Origin of the sequence: Xanthomonas vasicola pv. musacearum NCPPB 4379, assembly GCF_000277895.2 — a bacterium.
GTDB classification, from domain to species: Bacteria; Pseudomonadota; Gammaproteobacteria; order Xanthomonadales; family Xanthomonadaceae; genus Xanthomonas; species Xanthomonas vasicola.
The window spans coordinates 86,570-106,453 of the sequence record NZ_CP034655.1 but is presented as its reverse complement, the minus strand read 5'-3'; the positions used below and the strand labels follow the sequence as shown (position 1 = coordinate 106,453).

General features: G+C 63.7%; 13 protein-coding genes and 2 pseudogenes. 7 read left to right on the top strand and 8 right to left on the bottom strand.

All coding sequences use genetic code 11. The features are described 5' to 3' along the window. Positions 1 to 333 precede the first annotated feature (333 nt). Positions 334 to 3,114 carry a TonB-dependent receptor gene (locus KWO_RS00485; RefSeq protein ID WP_010379777.1) on the bottom strand — a complete coding sequence of 927 codons (2,781 nt, stop codon included), beginning with the start codon at positions 3,112 to 3,114 and terminating at the stop codon, positions 334 to 336. A gap of 286 nt (positions 3,115 to 3,400) precedes the next feature. Here KWO_RS00485 and KWO_RS00480 point away from each other — a divergent pair, with 286 nt between their 5' ends. Next, on the top strand, positions 3,401 to 4,423 hold the full coding sequence (locus tag KWO_RS00480; RefSeq protein ID WP_010367040.1) for a sugar kinase: 1,023 nt from the start codon (positions 3,401 to 3,403) through the stop codon (positions 4,421 to 4,423). A 176-nt stretch (positions 4,424 to 4,599) separates the two neighbouring features. Here KWO_RS00480 and KWO_RS00475 read toward each other — a convergent pair. The 3 genes and pseudogenes from KWO_RS00475 to KWO_RS00465 form a co-directional block, all read right to left on the bottom strand. Next, positions 4,600 to 4,885 (bottom strand): annotated as a pseudogene (locus KWO_RS00475) (hypothetical protein). A 168-nt stretch (positions 4,886 to 5,053) separates the two neighbouring features. Then, positions 5,054 to 6,262, bottom strand: coding sequence for an enoyl-ACP reductase FabV (fabV, locus tag KWO_RS00470; protein ID WP_010379775.1), 1,209 nt, complete (start codon positions 6,260 to 6,262; stop codon positions 5,054 to 5,056). 332 nt (positions 6,263 to 6,594) lie between these two features. Then, positions 6,595 to 6,948 carry a hypothetical protein gene (locus tag KWO_RS00465; RefSeq protein ID WP_010379774.1) on the bottom strand — a complete coding sequence of 118 codons (354 nt, stop codon included), beginning with the start codon at positions 6,946 to 6,948 and terminating at the stop codon, positions 6,595 to 6,597. 910 nt (positions 6,949 to 7,858) lie between these two features. On the opposite strand from KWO_RS00465, the pseudogene KWO_RS00455 reads away from it, so the two are divergent. The 4 genes and pseudogenes from KWO_RS00455 to lldD form a co-directional block, all read left to right on the top strand. After that, positions 7,859 to 9,945: pseudogene (locus KWO_RS00455) on the top strand (winged helix-turn-helix domain-containing protein); the annotation flags it as partial. Positions 9,946 to 10,214: 269 nt separating this feature from the next. After that, positions 10,215 to 10,607, top strand: coding sequence for a DUF2141 domain-containing protein (locus KWO_RS00450; protein WP_010379767.1), 393 nt, complete (start codon positions 10,215 to 10,217; stop codon positions 10,605 to 10,607). A 26-nt stretch (positions 10,608 to 10,633) separates the two neighbouring features. Then, on the top strand, positions 10,634 to 12,151 hold the full coding sequence (locus tag KWO_RS00445) for a carotenoid oxygenase family protein (RefSeq protein ID WP_010379766.1): 1,518 nt from the start codon (positions 10,634 to 10,636) through the stop codon (positions 12,149 to 12,151). A 138-nt stretch (positions 12,152 to 12,289) separates the two neighbouring features. Continuing rightward, a complete protein-coding gene (gene lldD / locus KWO_RS00440; RefSeq protein ID WP_017112436.1) occupies positions 12,290 to 13,456 on the top strand; it encodes an FMN-dependent L-lactate dehydrogenase LldD in 1,167 nt (388 codons plus the stop codon). Positions 13,457 to 13,556: 100 nt separating this feature from the next. Here the strand turns inward: lldD and ku are convergent, their stop codons facing one another. Both ku and KWO_RS00430 read right to left on the bottom strand, forming a co-directional pair. Further along, entirely contained in the window at positions 13,557 to 14,513 is a 957-nt protein-coding gene (gene ku / locus KWO_RS00435) for a non-homologous end joining protein Ku (RefSeq protein ID WP_010379763.1), read from the bottom strand. Continuing rightward, on the bottom strand, positions 14,513 to 14,878 hold the full coding sequence (locus KWO_RS00430; RefSeq protein ID WP_256133518.1) for a hypothetical protein: 366 nt from the start codon (positions 14,876 to 14,878) through the stop codon (positions 14,513 to 14,515). The genes ku and KWO_RS00430 overlap by 1 nt, the downstream gene beginning before the upstream one ends. A gap of 183 nt (positions 14,879 to 15,061) precedes the next feature. Here KWO_RS00430 and KWO_RS00425 point away from each other — a divergent pair, with 183 nt between their 5' ends. Next, a complete protein-coding gene (locus tag KWO_RS00425) occupies positions 15,062 to 15,241 on the top strand; it encodes a hypothetical protein (protein WP_026112677.1) in 180 nt (59 codons plus the stop codon). 418 nt (positions 15,242 to 15,659) lie between these two features. On the opposite strand, the gene KWO_RS00420 is transcribed toward KWO_RS00425, so the two are convergent. Both KWO_RS00420 and KWO_RS00415 read right to left on the bottom strand, forming a co-directional pair. Then, complete coding sequence (locus KWO_RS00420) at positions 15,660 to 15,956, bottom strand: hypothetical protein (protein ID WP_010379761.1); 297 nt, start codon at positions 15,954 to 15,956, stop codon at positions 15,660 to 15,662. A gap of 224 nt (positions 15,957 to 16,180) precedes the next feature. Next, on the bottom strand, positions 16,181 to 18,319 hold the full coding sequence (locus KWO_RS00415) for a TonB-dependent receptor family protein (protein ID WP_017112434.1): 2,139 nt from the start codon (positions 18,317 to 18,319) through the stop codon (positions 16,181 to 16,183). Positions 18,320 to 18,474: 155 nt separating this feature from the next. Here KWO_RS00415 and KWO_RS00410 point away from each other — a divergent pair, with 155 nt between their 5' ends. Then, the gene (locus KWO_RS00410; RefSeq protein ID WP_010367069.1) at positions 18,475 to 19,677 is read left to right on the top strand and encodes an amino acid aminotransferase; all 1,203 of its coding nucleotides are present in this window, start codon (positions 18,475 to 18,477) and stop codon (positions 19,675 to 19,677) included. The last annotated feature ends 207 nt before the right edge of the window (positions 19,678 to 19,884 follow it).

Sequence of the window (19,884 nt, the reverse complement as noted above, 5' to 3'; positions counted from 1 at the left end):
GACTCCTCAAAAAGCATCGCCGCACGGGGTCACCGCGCGGCGAATATTCGATACTGCATGGCGTTGGCAGCCCCACGCCGGCCGGGGTCTGCCACCTGTCTTGCCCGGCGCAGCGATGGTCTGTATAGACTACGCGGTGCCTGTCTGCGCGTGCGTCGCGTAGTGATCGCCAACGTCTGCATGCTGGCGATCAAGGCGATGCGTGGTGCGGGCGGGCTGCAACGCACATCACTGCATCGCGTGCAGAACTACGTGATCAGCAACGCGCCGTGCGAATGCGTTGAAGCGTGGGATCACGCCCGCTACGCGATGTGCGTAGCGGGCAGACACCTGTTAGAACTTGTAGCGCAGGCCCAGCAAATACTGACGGCCGGTTTCGGTGTACTGCAGCGGCAACTCACCGGTTTGCGGCGACGACACCCATTCGTCGGACGCTTCGTTGGTGAGGTTGATGCCCTCCAGGCTCAGCTCCAGCTGCTTGCTGATCTTGTAGCGCAGCGAGGCGTCGATCATGGTGGTGCCGGTCATGCCGTGCACGCCATCCACGTTGAATCCTGCTTCCGTGCCTGGGGCCTGGGTCAGGTAATCGTCGCGATTGGTGGCCGAGATACGGCCGGCGAAGGTCTCGCCTTCGTAGAACAAGGTTGCATTCCACGAGGAGCGCGACAGCCCGGTCAGATCGTTTTTCATCACCGGTGTGCCGGTGCTGGACAGGTACTGGATCTGCGAATCGACCCAGGTGTAGTTCAGTTGCACGCCCAGGTTTGCCCACTTGCCCGGCAGGAACGTAAACGGCTGGACATAGTTCGCTTCCACGCCCTTCAACTCGCCGCCGGGTGTATTCAACGGAATGCTGAAAGTGAAATCGTCGTTGACGCTGGCGCCGGTGCCATCCAGCAACGCAGCCGGCAGGCCACTGCTGGAATACGGGCGAACTTCGCGCGCGGTCTGGATGAAGCTTTCGATGTCCTTGTAGAACACACCGACACCCAGCATCGCGCCTTCGTTGAAGTACCACTCCAGGCCAAGATCGACATTGGTGGCTTCGATCGGATCCAGATCCGGGTTGCCGCCGGAGACGGTGCGTGCGCCACCGGCCACGGCCACGGTCACGCCAGGCGTGAGGCTGCCCAGGCCGGGACGCGACATCACCTTGGCCGCACCCAGGCGCAGCAACAGGTCGGGCGCGAGCTCGGCCACCAGGTTGAACGAGGGCAGCGTGTTGTTGTACTTGCGGCCCACCGTGGTCAGCGCCGGTGCGTTGTTGATCAACGCATAGCCGGAGGACTCCTGCTCAGTGCGTACATAGCGCACGCCGAAGTTACCCGACAGCGGGATGGAACCCAGGTCGGTGGAGAACTCGCCCATCAGCCAGACGCCGCGGTCTTTTTCTTCAACACTGCGGGTGTTGTTGGCACGCGGCGCCACGGCGAAGGTGCCGCTGTTGCTGTAGATGCCAAGCTGGTCGGCCACTGCATCCAGATTGGGAATGACCCAGTTGGACGGGCTGCCATTGATGCCCTTGAGACCAGCTTGTTCGGTCAGGTCCGACGGCACGATGCGGCTGCCGTTGGCAAAGGTCGGCACCGACACTTCGCTGGCGCGACGCAGTTCAACCGTGCTGAAGGTGTAGTTCTTGGCCAGCACGCCACCCTTGAGGCGGAAGCCGGGGCTGATGTTCCAGTTGAAGTCGATCTGCGCGGTATCGAAATCGTTGTCGACGGTCTGCGGACGCAGGCGGATTTCGGCCAGTTCCCAACCGGCGGGGTTGGTCGGGTCGATGCCGTAGTTCAGCACCGGCGCGCGGTTGTTGCCACGATAGTCGTAGCTGTACCCGTCGACGTCGTACTTGTCCATGATGATGGTGGTCTGCACCGGGTTCTCGTGCGCCGAGCGCGAGGTACCGACACGACCAGACACGGAGAAGGCATCGTTGAAGCGGTGCTCCAGATCCAGGCTGACCTGCTTGAATTCGGTATTCCATTCGTCGTGGCGGTTTTCCGAGCGAATATCGACGTTGTCGAATTCGCCGTACACCAGCGCGTTGTTGCGGATCTCGCCGTTGCGCACAATGGTAGCCGGCTTGCCGTCGCGATCGGCACGACGCGGCGTGCCGCTGTCGCGAGCGCGGCTGAAGGAGATCGCCTCGATATAGTGCTCATCGCGCGTGGCGTCGATCTTGGAATACAGCGCATCCAGCGAGACGGTGGTGCGGTCGGTGGGCTTCCACTGCAACGACCCGGTCACGCCCAGGCGTTGCTGGTCGTGTTCCAGCTGCACATAGCGAGGGAATCGCGGGTGGTACACGTCGGCCGAGCGCGCGGCGGCGTAGGGCGATGCTGCACTGAAGTTACCGTTGCTCGGACCATTGGCCCAGCGGCCGGTGTTGGAGCCTTCTTCCAGCACCTGCCGCTCGGTATAGGCCACCGACAGCAAGGCGCCAAAGGTGTTGTCTGCCCAGGTATTGGCGATCAACGCGGCCACACGCGGGTTGGCCTTCTCGGCCATGGCGTTGTAAGCCGCCTGGGTGCTGGCGGCGAAGGTGAAGCCGTTGTAGTCGAACGGGCGCGCAGTGCGCAGGTCGACAGTGGCACCCAGCGAACCTTCTTCTACATCGGCCGAGGCGGTCTTGCGTGCGATCAGCTGCGAGAACAGGTCCGAGGCGAACACGTTGAAGTCGAAGCCACGGCCGCGGTTGGTGCCGCCGCTTTGGTCGCCGGCGCCCACGGTGGTGAGCGCTTCCATGCCGTTGATGCGCACGCGGGTGAACTCCGGGCCCAGACCACGCACGGTAATGGCCCGGCCTTCGCCGGCATCGCGGGTGATCACCACGCCGGGGATACGCTGCAGCGACTCGGCCAGGTTGAGGTCGGGGAACTTGCCAATGTCCTCGGCGACAATGGCATCGACTACGCCGGCTTCGCCGCGCTTGATGTCCAGCGCCTTCTCAACGCTGGCGCGGTAACCGGTCACCGTGACGGTGTCCAGGTCCACTGCGGGCTCGGCCGGCGATGGGGCAGCTTCTTGTGCGGCAACGTGGCCGCTCAGCACCAGGCCGATCGACAGTGCGAGCAAGGTAACCGGTGTCTTCCGGTTGGTGGTCCGAAATTGCATGTCCTCCCCTCCCAAGGGTCCATAAACAATGTGAATTAGCGGGTTGCGAGCGGAAATGACACCGTTGGTCAAAACGACGTTACCAGCTGAATCGCCCTGTAACATCTTGCAGCGCAGCACAAAACGCCACCAAATTTCCGAAAAAGGGGTGCAAGCCGTCACCTCACGTCGCATCATGCCCGTGGTAGCCAGCAATTCACGCCGGCCACAATGACACCGATGGTCATCTCGATGCGTGGCGGCGCCCCCACTCCGCCACGGATCACCCAGCCGAGGTAATTGCCGCATGAGCCGTGCCCGTATCCTGTGTTTTGGTGAGTTATTGCTGCGCCTTGGGGCGCCTGGTCACGCGCTGTTGTTGCAGCAGCCTCGGCTGGACGTGCACTGCGGTGGTGCAGAAGCGAATGTCGGCGTGTCGCTGGCGCATTTCGGCCATGAAGTGGCCATGGTCAGCACGGTTGCGGACAACCCACTCGGTGCGGCGGTGCTAGGCGAATTGCGCCGGCATGCCGTGGATACCCGCCACGTGCGGCGTGTGGATGGCCGCATGGGCCTGTATTTCTTGACTACCGGTGCCATCCATCGCCCCAGCGAAGTGATCTACGACCGCGCCGATTCGGCGTTTGCGCTGGCACCGGCCGATGCCTACGACTGGCCGCGTCTGCTTGAAGGCGTGCAGTGGCTGCACTTGTCCGGCGTGAGCCCGGCGTTGGGTGCCGATGTTGCGCAGGCCACGTTGGCGGCGGCGCGTGCCGCGCGTGCGGCCGGGGTGAAGGTATCGTTCGACGGCAATTATCGGCCGAAGTTGTGGCAACGCTGGCAAGGCGATGCGCGCGGCATCCTGCATCAGTTGTTTGCCTGCGCGGATGTGGTGTTTGCCGATTACCGCGACATCGGCGTGGTGCTGGGCGGAGAGTTTGCGCAGGACACGCTGGAAGCGCGCGTGGAAGCGGCCGCGCAGCAAGCCTTCGCCGCCTTCCCGCAGTTGCAGTTGATGGCGTGCACGCAGCGCGTGGCGCATAACGTGGACCACCACAGCCTGGGCGCGATGCTGGTGCCACGCGAAGGCGCGGTGGCGCGTGCACCCATCGAAGAACTCACCTACATCATCGACCGCATTGGCGGCGGCGACGCGTTTGCGGCCGGCGTGCTGCACGGCCTGATCGAAGGCTGGTCGCTAGAAGACACGGTGCGCTTCGGCCTGGCCGCCGGCTGTTTGAAGCATTCGATTCCGGGCGATTTCAATCCGCTTTCGGTGGCCGATGTGCAGGCGTGCGTGGGCGATGCGCGGTTTGATGTGAAGCGGTGAAAGGCCGGGAATTGGGAATCGGGATTGGGAAATCGTAAAAGCTGAGAGCGCTGGCTTTCGGCACTTTTTCTAGAGTTGTTGATCAGAGAGCACGGTGTACTTAGCTAACACGCTGTTGCGTGGCCTGCGGGCAGTGGGCAGATGCTCGCTAGGTTTTGCTTGCAGCGCTCACGGTTTCAAGCCGGCCTGCGTGCGCGGCGTTTGTTGATAATCCATGCCAGTGGGGTGCTCACCAGCACCACGCAGACCGATGCCGGAACGCTGAAAAACGCCGCAATCAACAACGCGTTTTGCCACGGCGGTGCCGAGCCGTCCTGCATCACCACGGCGCACATCACAGCCGTGGTGATCACAAGATTGACGGGTATTTTAAGCGCACCGTGCACAAGGATAACCGCAAGAGCACGCGCAGACGCCAGTGACCAGAAAGGTCAGGACAAGATGGGCGACGAGTTTGTCCATTGGAGGCAGAGATTCGGGATTAGGAAGTGGGGATTCGTCACAGCAAGGGCAACCAGCATCGCGTGCCGCTTGTCCTTGCCGCAAACCGTTCGGGGCTGCCGAAGATCAGCGATGCGGCAATCCCACCGCTCTTGCGAATCCCGAATCCCCAATCTCTAACCCCGGCAATCAAGCCAACTCGATGCAATCGAAGCTGACATCCGTCGCCACATCGGCGTCGTAATCCACATCGGTGCGCTCGAAGCCGAACAGCTTGAGGAACTCGTGCTTGTAGCCAGCGTAGTCGGTGAGCGCGAATAGGTTTTCGGTGGTGACCTGCGGCCATAGCGCCTTGCAGGCGTCCTGCACGTCATCGCGCAATTCCCAGTCGTCCAGACGCAGGCGGTTTTCGTCGTCTACTTGGGCCGGCTGGCCGTCTTCGCGGTACAGGCGCTCGCGGAACAAGCGATCCAACTGTTCGATGGTGCCTTCGTGCAAGCCCTTCTCTTTCATGATCTTGTAGACCATGGAAATGTACAGCGGCATCATCGGAATGGCGGCGCTGGCCTGGGTGACCACCGACTTGAGCACCGCCACATTGGCGCCGCCACCGTGCTTGGCCAGGCGCGCGTTCAAGCGCTGCGCGGTGTGGTCCAGATCGACCTTGGCCTTGCCGAGTGCGCCATGCCAGTAGATCGGCCAGGTGATTTCGGTGCCGATATAGCTGAAGGCCACGCTGCGGGCGCCATTGGCAAGCACACCGGCGCCTTCCAGCGCGTCGATCCACAGTTCCCAATCCTGCCCGCCCATCACGGTGATGGTGTCCTCGATCTCCTGCGCGCTGGCCGGCTCGATCGAGGCCTGGATGATGGTGTCCTTGTTGGTGTCGATGGCGGTGGCGGTGTAGGTCTCACCGATCGGCTTGAGCGCCGAGCGCTTCACTTCGCCGCTGCCCGGCAGCTTGCGCACCGGCGAGGCCAGCGAATACACCACCAGGTCGACCTGGCCGCCCATTTCATTCTTGATCAGCTCGATGACCTGCGCACGCGCCGCATCAGAAAACGCATCGCCATTGATCGACTTGCTATACAGCCCGGCGGCCTTGGCATGTTTGTCGAACGCGGCGGCGTTGTACCAGCCGGCGGTGCCGGCCTTGGTCGCGGTGCCGGGCTTTTCGAAGAACACGCCCAGCGTGTCCGCACCGAACCCGAAGGCGGCGGTGATGCGCGAGGCCAGGCCATAGCCGCTGGACGCGCCGATCACCAGCACTTTCTTGGGGCCGTCATTGCGGACGCCGCGCGCACGCGTTGCGGCGATCTGCTCGAGCACATTGCGCTCGCAGCCAAGCGGATGCGTGGTGGTGCAGATGAAGCCGCGCACTTTGGGATGGATGATCAACGGGAACTCCTGGTCAGCAAGATGCTGGCGGCATCTTAGTGCCTGGACGAGGTATTGGGGAGGCCCGGTGCTGCCGAAAAAAAGGCGTGCCGCAGTCGTGGCAGACGAGCATTAGAGCCATCCACGACAACGCTCCCCACAGTGCGTCAGGTGTCCCCCTGCCGCACAGCGCCATGCATGGCGGCCCGTGAGCCGCCATCCACCGGCGTGAGTACCCAGACCCAGCACATGCCGCCTGCTGGCTCAGCCAGCAGGCGGCAGCGCATTGTCGGCTGCGGCGTCTTGCGGTGCCATCCACGCTTGCAGGGGCTCGGTGGATGAGTGGCAGGCCATTAGCCGCGCGACACGTGCGCAAGAAGTATTTCGATCAATGCACGGGGATCATGCCTAACCTGATAGGCATTATAGACCGCTGCATGACTTACCGGTTTGTTATCGCTAATATCTTTGAGTAGATTTCCCACCTGCGTCCTATGCCATTCATTCATTTGCACCGGGTTTATCACCGTCTGATACCCGTACAATATATTCATCGCTTCCGCCATCACATTGGGAGCGATTTGCGCCTGGGATCCAAGCAGGGTGCTCTCCCCTCCCCTATAGGATTGTTCAGCTTCGACAGCCTGATACTGCGTTCTAGTGAAAGCTTCGAGGTCTCTCCTGCATTTCGCCAGAATTTTAGCCAACTCATCTCTGGATCTAGTCCTGGTATCACCTGCAAGTCGACCTTGCGCATTCTGCACGCCTTCGACGGCTCTCTGATACGTGCGCCCGAGTGCGGGATTATTCGCACATTGGTCTCTTATATTGATCAGATTTGGGAGTATCTCATTCTGAATTTCACGATTGCTCCGATGCTCTTCGTTGCTTAGCGCCCGTGGAGGCGGCGACACAGGGCGGCTGGACAATCCCGCAAGGCGCGGATTGACGTCGGAGCCGCGCCGTGCCTGCCAGCATCTCCATCTCTGCGCTGGTCGTTTTCGGCCGGGCGAGAACTTGAAGAAGAACTGCTGGATCCAAAAAAACGTCCAATTCGACGCACTTTATTTCTCCTCATTCAAATGATGGGGCACCATCAAAATACGATTTCGAATCCATGCCCTGGCGAGCAGCGAAAAAGTGATGCCTCGACCGAAATGCGTGTCGGCTTGACGAAGAAAAGTTCAGCATCCTGACTTTGCAGATGCGGCAACGATCAGCGCAATGGGACTTGGGTATCGGTCGCATGGCGCACTCCGCAGCAGACCGGGACGCGGCGCCGAACATTTGCTGTGGCCGCTGAACGATCATCGCGGCACCCGTTCGCCGCCTGTCTTTACATCCAAGGGCCACCGCCGCTGTCCGTTGCCGATGATCGTTTCGGCCGCTTCCGATTAGCACGCCTCCGCCGAAGCACGCTTGCCGCCCATCCTGTTCCATTCCATCGATGGCGGCGCGTATACCGAGCACACCTTGCTGCGCCGTGCGTGCGCAGCGACGAACAGCGACCACAATCGCCTTACGCGGCAGCGAGCTGTGCTATTTTTCTGCCGTGCTTGGTCGCGCCTGTTGGCGATTGTCGAGGCCCCTTCCAGTTGTGCGACCGGTATCTCAGCGATGTCTCTTCGACGCGAGCGCGTCATGCAGCTGGGCTCGGTTCCGCGGTTCCGCCTTGGGCCATTGCTGGTGGAGCCGGAGCGGCTGACGCTGATCGACGACGGCCAGACCATCGCGCTGGAACCGCGCATGATGGAGTGCTGATCGCGCTGGCCGAGCGCGCCGGTGAGGTCGTCAGTGCCGAGCAGTTGTTGGTCGAGGTGTGGCACGGCAGCTTCGACGGCGACAACCCGGTGCTCAAGACCATCGCCCAGTTGCGCCGCAAGCTGGGTGACGACAGCCTCCAGCCGCACTTTATCGAACCATCCGCAAGCGCGGCTACCGGCTGCTTCCAAAGGTGGTGTTTCCGGACGCTTACCGCGGTGCAGTGATCCGCACGCAGGCGTGGGTGCACGGCAACCCGTACATGAGGCTGCAGGCATTCGATCCGGCGCATGCGGACGTGTTCTTCGGCCGCAGCCATGCGATTGCGCAGGTGCTGGGTGTGTTGCGCGCGCAGGTGCACAGCCAGCGCGGGATGGTGCTGGTGAGCGGTGCCAGCGGCTGCGGCCTTGCAGGCGCTGTGCAGCAGCGTGCACGTGGCGGTGCTGATGCTGACCCGCAGCGATTTTTATCCGCGCTTGATCGATGTATTGTCGGACATCGTTGAACTCAAACGTGGCGATGGGCATGTGGATCTGCTGCCGCCACGCGACGGCGAGATCGGCCAGATCATCCGCGCGCTGGCAGCAATGGCCGGGCTGCGCTTCGAAGAAGATCACAACAGCGCCGGCCGCCTGGACGATGCGTTGCGCGACGCCACCGCACGCCGCCCGATGCGATGCCGTTGCTGCAGCACTTGTTGCATGCCCTGCATGCCCTGCACGCGCAACGCAGCGACGACGGCCTGCTGACGTTTGCCGCATATCCGCCCTGGGTGGGCTGGAAGGCGCGCCGGCGCATCATGCCGAGCACACCTTCCGCGCATTGTCTGGCGATGCGCAGGCCGCGCTGGGCGAGGTACTGACGCTGTTTGGCGTGATCCACCCGACAGCGATGCGGTGACCGCGCGGCGTGCGCTGTGGTCGGCATTGCCGGCAAACAGCGCAGCGCGCGTGCTGGTGGATGCGTTCGTGCATGCGCGCCTGTTCGTCAGCGAGCTGGTGGCCGGCGAGCCGGGCTTTGCGGTCGCGCACGAAGCCTTGTTGCGGCAATGGCCGCGCGCGGCCGAATGGATCCATGAAAACCGCCGCCTGCTGCAGGCGCGCAAACGGTTGCAACTGGCTGCACAACGCCGGGCCGCCGAAGGCCGGCGCACCGATCATCTGCTCAATAGCGGCCGCCCGCTGAGCGAAGCACGCGAAGCTGCGCGGCGCATGCCGCAGGATCTGGACGCACTGGATCATGCCATCCTGCGCGCCTGCGAACGCTCGCAACGCCAGCGCCGCAGCGTGCACGCCGCCGCCGCACTGCTGGTAGTGCTGGCCAGCGCCTCGCTACTGCTCGGCTGCAAGCACGCCAGGCGCAGCAAGTGGCCGAACAGCGGCGCGATCGAGCACAGCAACTGGTGGGCTACATGCTGGGCGATCTGGCCGAGCAGTTGCGCACCGTGGGCAATCTGAAATTGCTCGATAGCGTGGGCAGCCGTGCGCTGCGTTATCTGGAGGATCTGCCCAGTGCCGACATGCACACCGGCGATCTGATCAACCACGCACGCGCCCTGCGGACCACCGGCGAAGTGTTGATGAATCAGGGCAAGGTGAAAGCGGCGCATGCCGCGTTCACGCGTGCCGCCGCTACTGCCGAACAGGCGCGCATGCAGGCGCCCGAAATGCTGGAGGCGCATGCGAACCGGTCAGGCTGCCTATTGGTTGGGCTATATGGCGTATCAAGCCAAGCAGCTGCCGTTAGCGCGCGAGTACTGGTCGCAGTACCTTGCTGCTTGCGAACACCTGGTACGCGCAGCCCCGCAGGATCCGCGCTGGCAGCTGGAGTTGTCGTATGCGCTCAACAATCTGGGCACCTTGTCCAAAAGCGAAGGGCACGCAACTGCGGCGATCGAGTTCTTTGCACGTTCCTGGTGGCTTACCCAGCGTATGCGGCGCAGAGCCGGCGCCTGCTGCCGCTGGTGTGGTGACGGCGCAGACGGCAGCGGCGTCGCGCATGGATGCCAGGCAGTGCTTCTTCTGCTTGCACACAGGTTCGGCCCACACGACATGCAACCTGGCGTGCTGCTGCACGGTGTGGGCGGCCACGCACGGTCCGATCTGCGACGGCCGCCAGCGCAGCCAGGTGGATACGCTGAGTACGATCGGTCCCACCGCGTCGCATCCCTATCGCTGCCAGGAGAGTTGCATGCTTGCACGCATCTATATCGTTGCTGCATTCTCTTGGCAGCGCCGGCGTGCACGCCGCCGACCTGAACGTGGACGTCAGCGGTTTGCGTTCGCAACAAGGCAAGCTGCGCATCGCGGTGATCGCCTCGGCCGCACAACTGGACAGTGCACAGCCGCCGGTGCAGGCGCAGACGCTGCCGATCACCAGCAGCACACCGCACATCCAGTTCAAGAATCTTCCGCCCGGCCGTTACGGCGTGATGATCAATCACGACGAAAACGCCAACGGTAAGCTGGACACCAACCTGATCGGCGTGCCGGTGGAAGGGTATGGCTTCAGCAACAACCCCACCGGCATGCGCAAGCCTGGCTTCGACGAGATCGTCTTTGACCTGCCGGCCAGCGGGAAGCGCATCAGCGTGCAGATGCGCTGACGCCGGCACGCGAAAGGAGCACTGCCATGCACCGTCGTCGCTTTCTGCAATCCCTGTTGGCCGCCAGCGGCAGCGCCGCGCTCGGCAGCTGGGCGTTGTTACGCAGCCTGCCTGCACACGCCGCAGAAGCGGCGGCGTTTCATACTCAATTGCAACGCACGCCGTGGTTGCTGGGCTGGCGCAGCGTGACCAGCCCCACCTTCGGGCCGACCACCACAGCACTGCAGGGCAAACTTCCCGAAGGACTGGCAGGCAGCCTGTATCGCAATGGCCCGGCCTGGACTGAGCGCGCCGGGTTCCGCTACGAACACTGGTTCGATGGCGATGGCATGGTGCATCGCTGGCAGCTGGGCGGCACCCAGGTACAGCACTTCGGGCGCATGGTGGCTACGCATAAATTCACCCAGGAACAGCAGGCCGGGCGTTTTCTGTATCGCGCCGCTGGCACCTCCGTGCCCGACATGCAGCCGGCCCGCGATAACGACGACGTCAACACCGCCAATACCTCGGTGGCGATGCTCAATGGCCGGTTGTTCGCATTATGGGAAGCGGGATCGGCGATTGAGCTGGATCCGGATGCGTTGCGCACGCTCGGCCCGGTGACCTGGCGCGACGATCTGGCTGCGATGCCGTTTTCCGCACACCCATTGATCGACCGCGACGGCAGCGCATGGAACTTCGGCTCAATCAATGCGGCAGGCGCCAGCGGCGTGGTGCTCTGGCACCTGGGCGCAGATGCCACGTTGCGTCACGTGCAGTTGCTGCACACCGACGCCCCCGGCTATATGCACAGCTTTGCCATGACAGATCGGCATTTGATTTTGGTCATGGCGCCGTACCGCAGGCTGGACGGCGAGGGCGCGTTCTTCGAAAAAATGCGCTTTACGCCCGAAGCGCCATCGCGGATTGCGGTGGTGCCCAAGGATGCGTTGGACCAACCACGCTGGTTTGAAGCCGACTTTGCGGTGGCATACCACTTTGCCGACGCCTATGCGCATCGCGACCGCATCGTGGTGCGCGCCATCGTGTACGACGATCCGGAGCAGGCGCGCTCGCCAATGCGTGCGGCCGTGCACGGCGACCCGGCGGCCGCACCATCACAGGTGCAACTGCGCAGTCTGCATCTGGACCTGAGCAACGGCCGCGCGCATTGGCAGCCGCATCCGGTGGATAACCTGGAATTGCCGTTGTACGACCGCCGCACCCCGACCACCACCGGCGCACGCCTGTATGCCCCATGCATCGATGGGCCCAACAACTCGCCGTTTCTCAATGCCGTGGCCGGCTATGACCTGGAACGCGACCGCCGCCAGGTGCATCGCTACGGGCCGGACGTGCTGGCTGAGGAACATGTGTTCGTCCCCAGGCCCGGCAGCGACCGCCCAGACGATGGCTGGTTGGTCGGCACCGTGCTGGACACCCGCCGCGCCCGCACCGGGCTGATGGTGCTGGACGCACAACATATCGAAGCCGGGCCGGTGGCCCAGGCATGGCTCCCGTACGCGCTACCGCTAGGGTTTCACGGGCATTTTGCGCCCGCCTAGGCGGGCGCACAGCGACGGGCATGGCACTGCGTCGAGCCAATCTGGACCTAGAGTGCTGACTGGCGGTCCCGGTGCCGTGCTGTCTTGTATGGATCGTCTTACACTCGGCCGCTCCCCGCCGCTGCCGTCCCGTCTTCGATGATCATTTCCGCCGCTTCCGACTACCGCGCCGCCGCCGAAGCACGCTTGCCGCCCTTCCTGTTCCATTACATCGATGGCGGCGCGTATGCCGAGCACACCTTGCGGCGCAATGTCTCGGATCTGGCCGATATCGCGCTGCGCCAGCGGGTGCTGCGCAATATGTCGGATCTGAGCCTGAGCACCGAGCTGTTCGGCGAAACCTTGGCGATGCCGGTGGCTTTGGCGCCGGTCGGCCTCACCGGCATGTATGCACGCCGCGGCGAAGTGCAGGCCGCGCGTGCGGCGGCCGCGCGCGGCATTCCGTTCACCCTGTCCACGGTGTCGGTGTGCCCGATCGAAGAAGTGGCGCCGGCGATCGAGCGGCCGATGTGGTTCCAACTGTATGTGCTCAAGGACCGCGGCTTCATGCGCAATGCGCTGGAGCGCGCCAGGGCGGCGGGCGTGACCACGCTGGTGTTCACCGTGGACATGCCCACACCGGGCGCGCGTTACCGCGATGCGCATTCGGGCATGAGCGGGCCCAATGCCTCGCTGCGGCGCATACTGCAGGCGGTGACGCATCCGCGCTGGGCGTGGGATGTGGGCCTGCTCGGCAAACCGCATGATTTAGGCAATATTTCTGCCTATCGGGGCAGCCCCACCGGCCTGCAGGATTACATCGGCTGGCTGGGCGCCAACTTTGACCCGTCCATTGCCTGGAAAGATCTGGAATGGATCCGCGAGTTCTGGACCGGGCCGATGGTAATCAAGGGCATCCTGGACCCAGAGGACGCGCGCGATGCGGTGCGTTTCGGCGCCAACGGCATCGTGGTCTCCAACCACGGCGGCCGTCAGCTCGACGGCGTGCTGTCCAGCGCGCGCGCCTTGCCGGCGATTGCCGATGCGGTGAAGGGCGAGCTAAAGATTCTGGCCGATTCGGGCATCCGCAGCGGGCTGGATGTGGTGCGCATGCTCGCACTGGGTGCCGATGCGGTGCTGCTGGGCCGCGCGTTCGTCTACGCGTTGGCGGCCGCCGGGCAGGCCGGCGTGGAAAACCTGCTGACCCTGATCGAAAAGGAAATGCGCGTGGCGATGACGCTGACCGGGACGCATTCCATCGCTGAGATCAGTGCCGACGCATTGAGCCGGGTGACGCGCGAGCGGGCCGATGCGATCTCGCCTTAAAGCCGCTAAAACGTAGCGCGCAATCGACTGCTGTGAGTGGCGGTGAAGCGCGCGCCGATATGCGGGCATGCCACGCATGCAGTCCGTTCTGCGAGCCTGCCTACCCTGCCTTGCGCCTTGGCGCCGCCGTCTTGGTGGCGGTCTTCTTGGTCGCCTTGCTCGCGGTCTTCTTGACGGCTTTTTTTGCCGCCTTCTTGGCCGCGGTCTTTTTTGCAGGTGCGCCTGCCGTGTCGGCGCTGTTCTTCTTGGCCGGTGTGCGCGTATTCGCTTGCAGGCTCTTCTGCAGCAACGACATGAAATCCACCACATTGGTGGTGGCATCTTCGTGCTGAGGCGGCTCCACATCCACCGTGGTCGTGCCACCCTTATCCTGAATACGCTTGCGTAAAATCTTTTCCAGCTTGCCGCGGAATTCGTCGTGGTAATCCTCCGGCTGCCACGTGCCAGACATCGACTCGATCAGCTGCTTGGCCATCTCCTGTTCCTTGGGCGTGATGCGGTACTCACCCACCGCGCCGGCAGGCAGTTTGTAGTCCTGCGGGTCCACCACCTCCTGTTGGTAACGCAGCAGTAGCAGGATCAAGGCATGGCCCTGCGGCATCACCGCCGCTAGATATTCGCGGGTGCGGATGACCACTTTGGCGATCCCCACCTTGCCGGTATCGCGCAAGGTTTCGCGCAGCAGCACGTAGCCTTTCTCGGCTTTTTTCCCAGGCACCAGAATGTAGGGCTTTTCGAAATAACGCGGGTCGATATCGGCCGCATCGACAAAGGTTTCCACCTCCACCGTTTCATGGCTTTCCGGCGAGGCCGAGCGGATGTCCTGCTCTTCGACAATGACGTAGCTGCCCTTGTCGTATTCGAATGCCTTAACGATCTCCTTCCACGGCACCTCGTCGCCGGTGTCGGCATTGACGCGCTCGAAGCGGATCGGCTTTTTGTCACGTGAATCGAGCATGCGGAAATGCAGATCCACCTTGCGCTCGCCCGACATCAACGATACCGGCACATTAAGCAAACCGAAGGAAAGGGTTCCGGTCCAGATCGGTCGTGCCATCAGTGCGCTGCTCCATGGATCGCTGCTTCGGGAATGTGGTCCAACGCCAGCCAGGCGTCCTCGACAATGTCGCGCACCTGCGGCCAGTCCAGTCGCGATGCGCCACGCATGCTGTCCCACTGCGCGGCCAGGGCCTGCTCGCAATTGGCATCGGCGCCGCGCGGCCAATCGGCGGCGTGAGTGATACGTGCGAATGCATAGGCCGGCGATAAATCGCGCCAGGTTGGCCCACCCCGCCGACGGCGGCGCTGGTAGTCGGCCAGGCTGTAGCAGTGGAAATCCTGCGGCACGCCAGCGGTATCCGGCACGCGCGATTTGCGATGCGCGCGTGTGGGCGGAGCGGGCTCGACAAGGGCGCTGAGCAGACGACGGTCGGGACGACGATCCTCGGGGCGCATAAAGCGGCTCCACGGTGCGGCATGGGGGCTGACATCAGTAACGCCGCTGCCGTGAGCCATGCGTGAGAAATTCGCACACATTCTGCGATTTGCATGCTCTTCACCGCAGGCGCGGTGAACTGCCACTCCATCTTGTTTCAGGAGTACGCCATGTCCCGCGACCCGTTACGCGACCAGCCCACCCAACCAGGCGAGCAGCACGGCAAGCGCGACGCCGAACACTATGAAGACCGTGGTGCCGGCGATGCACCGGGGCGCCTGATTCCTGCCGATGGCCAGACGCCGGCAAAGAAGCCAGGCACCGCGCCGTCAACGACGACAGACGACTGAATGCATGTGGTTGGCAAGTATCTCGTTGGAAGCGTGTTGTTGAAGGACGAACCGGCTGGTGTCAGGTCGCTGCGTAGCAGGTGCTGCTGATCTCAGTGCGCTTTGCTCACGCCCGGCCGGATCATCGCGCACGATGCGCATGTCCACGTGGTCTGCCCACGCTGCGTTGCACACCAGCAGACTGGCTGCCATCGCCACCACAACGACCGTTCGTTTCCAAGCCATCATCACCGCGCTCCATGCCTTGACTGAGTGTCAGAGGCTAGCATTCCGCTTCGACAACATCTGGCCGCACTGCTGATTTGCTTAGACGCGATCAGGATGACGTCCGGCAAGTGCAGAGCGACGTCGGAGCGCCCGGCGGCAATCCAGCGATTAGCTCCACGCCCGATCACCGTTTGCCTCGCGTAATAGCGCACTAGCCGGCCGCCGTACTTCCTGCCGCACGCCATTGGCGTACCACCGCAAGCACACGGGTGCCGTCTGCCGCACTGCTATCGCGTGCGGCGTAGTCGTGTGGCCGGGCTTGAACTTGGGCCGCTACCGTTGCGCACGCAGCATGTGGGTCTGCCAGCACGGCGGCACGCTCGGTTGTGTTCAATACCAGCAGAATCGAGAAGCCGGCGGCTGAGATCGAGCAGTTGATATCCAGCCAATAGCGATCGTCATCGCGCAAGAGAAACCAATCTGCTGGGGCGTGATCGACAACGACCATGGGTGTGGCCTGGCGTGTGGATGCAGAGACACTACGTGCGGCTTATCGCCACCGGATGAACACATGCGCGTTATCCACGGCACTTTATAGCGCCCGAGGGCGCATCAATAATGTAAGCAAATCGCGCTCGCCGTTTGAATCGCAAAAAACGCTTGCCTGATGAGTTGCGAGACAATTGTCACCAAGCGGCATGCGCGTTTTGCAAACGCCCAGCCGCCACACGCTCACCCGCCAAAATCCCACTGCAGCCCCACGGTATAGGTGCGGTCCGGGCCGGGTTCGTCATAGCGGCCGTTGCCGTCGTTGACGATGACCGAGCCCACGTACTGCCGGTCCAGCACATTGTCGATGCGTGCGAAGGTGCGCAATGCACCGAGCGTGGTGGTCCAGCGCCGCGAGGCTTCCAGATTGACCAGCGCGTAGCCGGGTGCACGCTCCGTGGCCAGGTCGTTGACCACGGTGGCGCCGGAGGCCACCGATTCGGCGGCGAATTGCCACTGCCCCGGCTGCCATAGCCAACGCGCAAACAGCTGCTGACGCGGCACGCCGGGCAGGCGCGATCCGCTGGCCACCACTGCGGTGGGCGTGGCGCAGCCGCTGCTGGCACAGGTGAGGTAGCCATCGCGTACGGTGGCGTCGACGAAGGTATAGGCCAGCTGCAGCTGCTGCGTGGCGCCGATCGGTTGCTGCCAGCTGAGCTCTGCGCCCTGGCGCCGCGTCGCGCCGATATTGCGATAAGTGCTGCGCCCATTGGTGTTGCTGGCCACTGCCAGTTCGTCGTCGGTGTCAGCGCGGAACAACGCAAGTTCTACCGCCGCGCCGCTCTGTGCACGCCACTTGCTGCCGACTTCATAGTTGCGGCTCGTCGCCGCGCCCAGGTCCAGCGCCAGGCCGGCGCCGCCATCGCTGCGGTAACCGAGTTCGTTGAAGGTGGGCGTTTCGAAACCGCGTCCAACCGAGGCGTAAAAGCGTAGATCCTCGTCGGCGCGGAACACGATGCCGACCACCGGCGTGGTCGCCGCATAATCGCGCTGGCCGCTGTCGTCGGGATTGCGGCCCACAATGTAGTGGTCGTCCGACTCGAAACGCACTTCACTATGGCGCACGCCCAGCAGCGCCGACCAGCGCTCGCTCCACTGCCACCACAGCTGCGCGAACTGGTCCACGTTCTCGACCTGGTCGCGCTGGTTGCGGCGCAATGCGCCCTTGACGCCGAGTGTGTCGCCGACAAAGTTTTCGTAACCGGTGCGGTGCTGGCGCTGGCGGTCGACATTGGTGCCGACGGTGAGCTGCAAGGGCCGGCCCAGCGCCTCGCCCTGCCAAGCCCAGCGCGCGTCGGCGCCTTCGTAATTGCTGTCCAGATCGATCACCCCGCCCGAATGCAGCGGGTTGCGCTGCACCGCCACCGGAATCGCCAGGAACTGCTCCACGCTGCGCTGGCCGCCATAGGCCATCAAGCGCAACGTCTGGTTGTCGAATTGCTGGGTGAAGATGGCGCCGGCCTGCGATTGGCGCACCGACTTGCGGGTATTGAACTGGGTGGCCACCGATGTGGCCTGCGCCGGGTTGGCATTGAACTGCGCGCGGGTCAGGCCGAGCGGATCTTGTGCATCGGGTGCATCCAGATAATTGAGCACCAGGTCCAGCCGGCGGCCCTCAGCCAGATCGAAACCGAGCTTGGCATTGACCGAGTCGCGCTTGGCGCGGCTATGGTCGCGGAAGCCGTCGGTTTCGAAATGATTGGCGGCCAGGTTGTAATGCACCGCGCCCTGCTGGCCGAGCAATTGCGCGCCGACGTTGACGGTCGCGTTGCTGCCATAGGTAGCGCGCAGCCGCCACGGGTCGTTTGGGGCGCCGTCGGCGCTCCACAACTGCAGCACGCCGCCGGAGGAATTGCCGTACAACGCCGAAAACGGCCCGCGCAGCACCTCCACCCGCTCGGCGCCCAGCACGTTGAAGTGCGACAGCTGGCCCTGGCCGTCGGGCATGCTGGCCGGAATGCCATCGACCAGCAGCCGCACGCCGCGCACACCGAAGGTGGAGCGCGCGCCGAAGCCGCGAATCGACAGCTGGGTGTCCTGCGCGTAGTTCTGGCGGTCGCGCGCCACCAAGCCGGGGATGCCGTCCAGCAACTCGGAGACCTGCGCGCCGCGGCGGTCGTCGTCGTCGGCAGACACCGCGGTGAACGAGGCCGGCAGATCGAAATCCTCCACCCCGCGCACGCGCGCAGCGTCCACCTGCACGGCAGGCAAGCGCTGGATCGGTGTGGAGGCGGGCGGCGCCGGATCGGCGGCCAGGACGAGCGGCGTGGCGCTCATAGCGAACAGGCCGCAGGCGGCGGCCAACAAGGTGAGTCTGGGCATGGGCGTAGTGTCCCTCATCCGTACTGCGCGCGCATTGTTGCGTACGGAACGAAGCATGCTACGCCGGCCATGGGCTGCTACGATGAAGTGGTTTGGCCCAGCAGCGGCCATTCCCCGGAAGTCCCTCACTCTTTCGTCCTTCAGCGAGTCATGCCGTGTCCTTCTTTGCAAACGTGGAACAGGTTCCAGGCGACCCCATCCTGGGCCTGACCGAGGCCTACAACGCCGACAGCCGCCCCAACAAGGTCAACCTGGGCGTGGGCATCTATTACGACGAAAACGGGCGCATCCCGCTGTTGCGCGCCGTGCACAAGATCGAGCAGCAGCTCGCGCAGGACGCCAAACCGCGCGGTTACCTGCCCATCGACGGCCTGGCCGCGTACGACAAGGCCACCCAGGAGCTGCTGTTTGGCGCCGACTCCGCGCTGGTGACTTCCGGCCGCGTGGCGACCTCGCAGACCGTCGGCGGCAGCGGCGCGTTGCGCGTCGGTGCGGACCTGCTCAAGAAGCTGCTGCCTACCTCCACTATCGCCATCAGCAACCCCAGCTGGGAAAACCATCGCGCGGTGTTCGGCGCGGCCGGCTTCGAGGTTGTGGATTACACCTATTTCGATGCCGCCAGCCATGGCCTGAACTTCGACGGCATGCTCGCCGATCTGGCCAAGCTCGAACCGGGCACCGTGGTGCTGCTGCACGCCTGCTGCCACAACCCGACCGGCGCCGACCTGAGCAAAGAGCAGTGGAAGCAGGTGGCCGGCCTGTTGAAGGAACGCAACCTGTTCCCGTTCGTCGACATCGCCTACCAGGGCTTCGACAAGGGCATCGAGGCCGACGCGTATGCGGTGCGTCTGCTGGCGGCCGAAGGCATCGACAGCTACGTGGTCGCCAGCTCCTACTCCAAGTCGTTCTCGCTGTACGGCGAGCGCGTGGGCGCGCTGTCGGTGGTCTCGGCCACTGCCGCCGAAGCCAAGGCGGTGCAGTCGCAGGTCAAGCGCATCATCCGCACCATCTACTCCAGCCCGTCCACGCACGGCGCCGCCTTGGTGGCCGGCGTGCTGACCAGCCCGGAGCTGCGCGATCTGTGGGAGCAGGAACTGACCGAAATGCGCGAGCGCATCCATTCCTTACGCGCAGGGCTGGTGGAAAAACTCGCCACGCTGGGCGCCCCGGAGTTCGACTTCATCCAACGCCAGGCCGGCATGTTCTCTTACTCGGGCCTGACCAAGACCCAGGTAGACCGCCTGCGCGACGAGTTCGCGATCTACGCCGTCGGTACGGGGCGCATCTGCGTGGCTGCACTGAGCCAGCGCAACCTGGACTACGTGGCCCAGGCTGTGGCCACTGTCAGCCGGGTGTGAGTCAACGCTAGCTGTCATCGGCGATATCGGCCGGCGTCAGAAAGCCGGGAGCGCGCAAGCCTCCCGGTTTTTTTGTGCTCGTTATTTGATCTCCTGCCCCCGACCGCGCAGCGCGTGTCGGATGCAGATTGGGCGCGTGACACGCGCTCAGCACAGGCGCTATCCACACACATTCGATCAGCGGCGATGCAACCGCGCAGCGAGTGA

What these genes read in the sequence shown, in the direction of transcription:
- KWO_RS00485 (WP_010379777.1), bottom strand. Translation starts at nt 3,114, where the DNA reads ATGCAATTTCGGACCACCAACCGGAAGACACCGGTTACCTTGCTCGCA.
- ku (WP_010379763.1), bottom strand. Translation starts at nt 14,513, where the DNA reads ATGGCACGACCGATCTGGACCGGAACCCTTTCCTTCGGTTTGCTTAAT.
- KWO_RS00480 (WP_010367040.1), top strand. Translation starts at nt 3,401, where the DNA reads ATGAGCCGTGCCCGTATCCTGTGTTTTGGTGAGTTATTGCTGCGCCTT.
- KWO_RS00425 (WP_026112677.1), top strand. Translation starts at nt 15,062, where the DNA reads ATGTCCCGCGACCCGTTACGCGACCAGCCCACCCAACCAGGCGAGCAG.
- KWO_RS00415 (WP_017112434.1), bottom strand. Translation starts at nt 18,319, where the DNA reads ATGCCCAGACTCACCTTGTTGGCCGCCGCCTGCGGCCTGTTCGCTATG.
- KWO_RS00445 (WP_010379766.1), top strand. Translation starts at nt 10,634, where the DNA reads ATGCACCGTCGTCGCTTTCTGCAATCCCTGTTGGCCGCCAGCGGCAGC.
- lldD (WP_017112436.1), top strand. Translation starts at nt 12,290, where the DNA reads ATGATCATTTCCGCCGCTTCCGACTACCGCGCCGCCGCCGAAGCACGC.
- KWO_RS00420 (WP_010379761.1), bottom strand. Translation starts at nt 15,956, where the DNA reads ATGGTCGTTGTCGATCACGCCCCAGCAGATTGGTTTCTCTTGCGCGAT.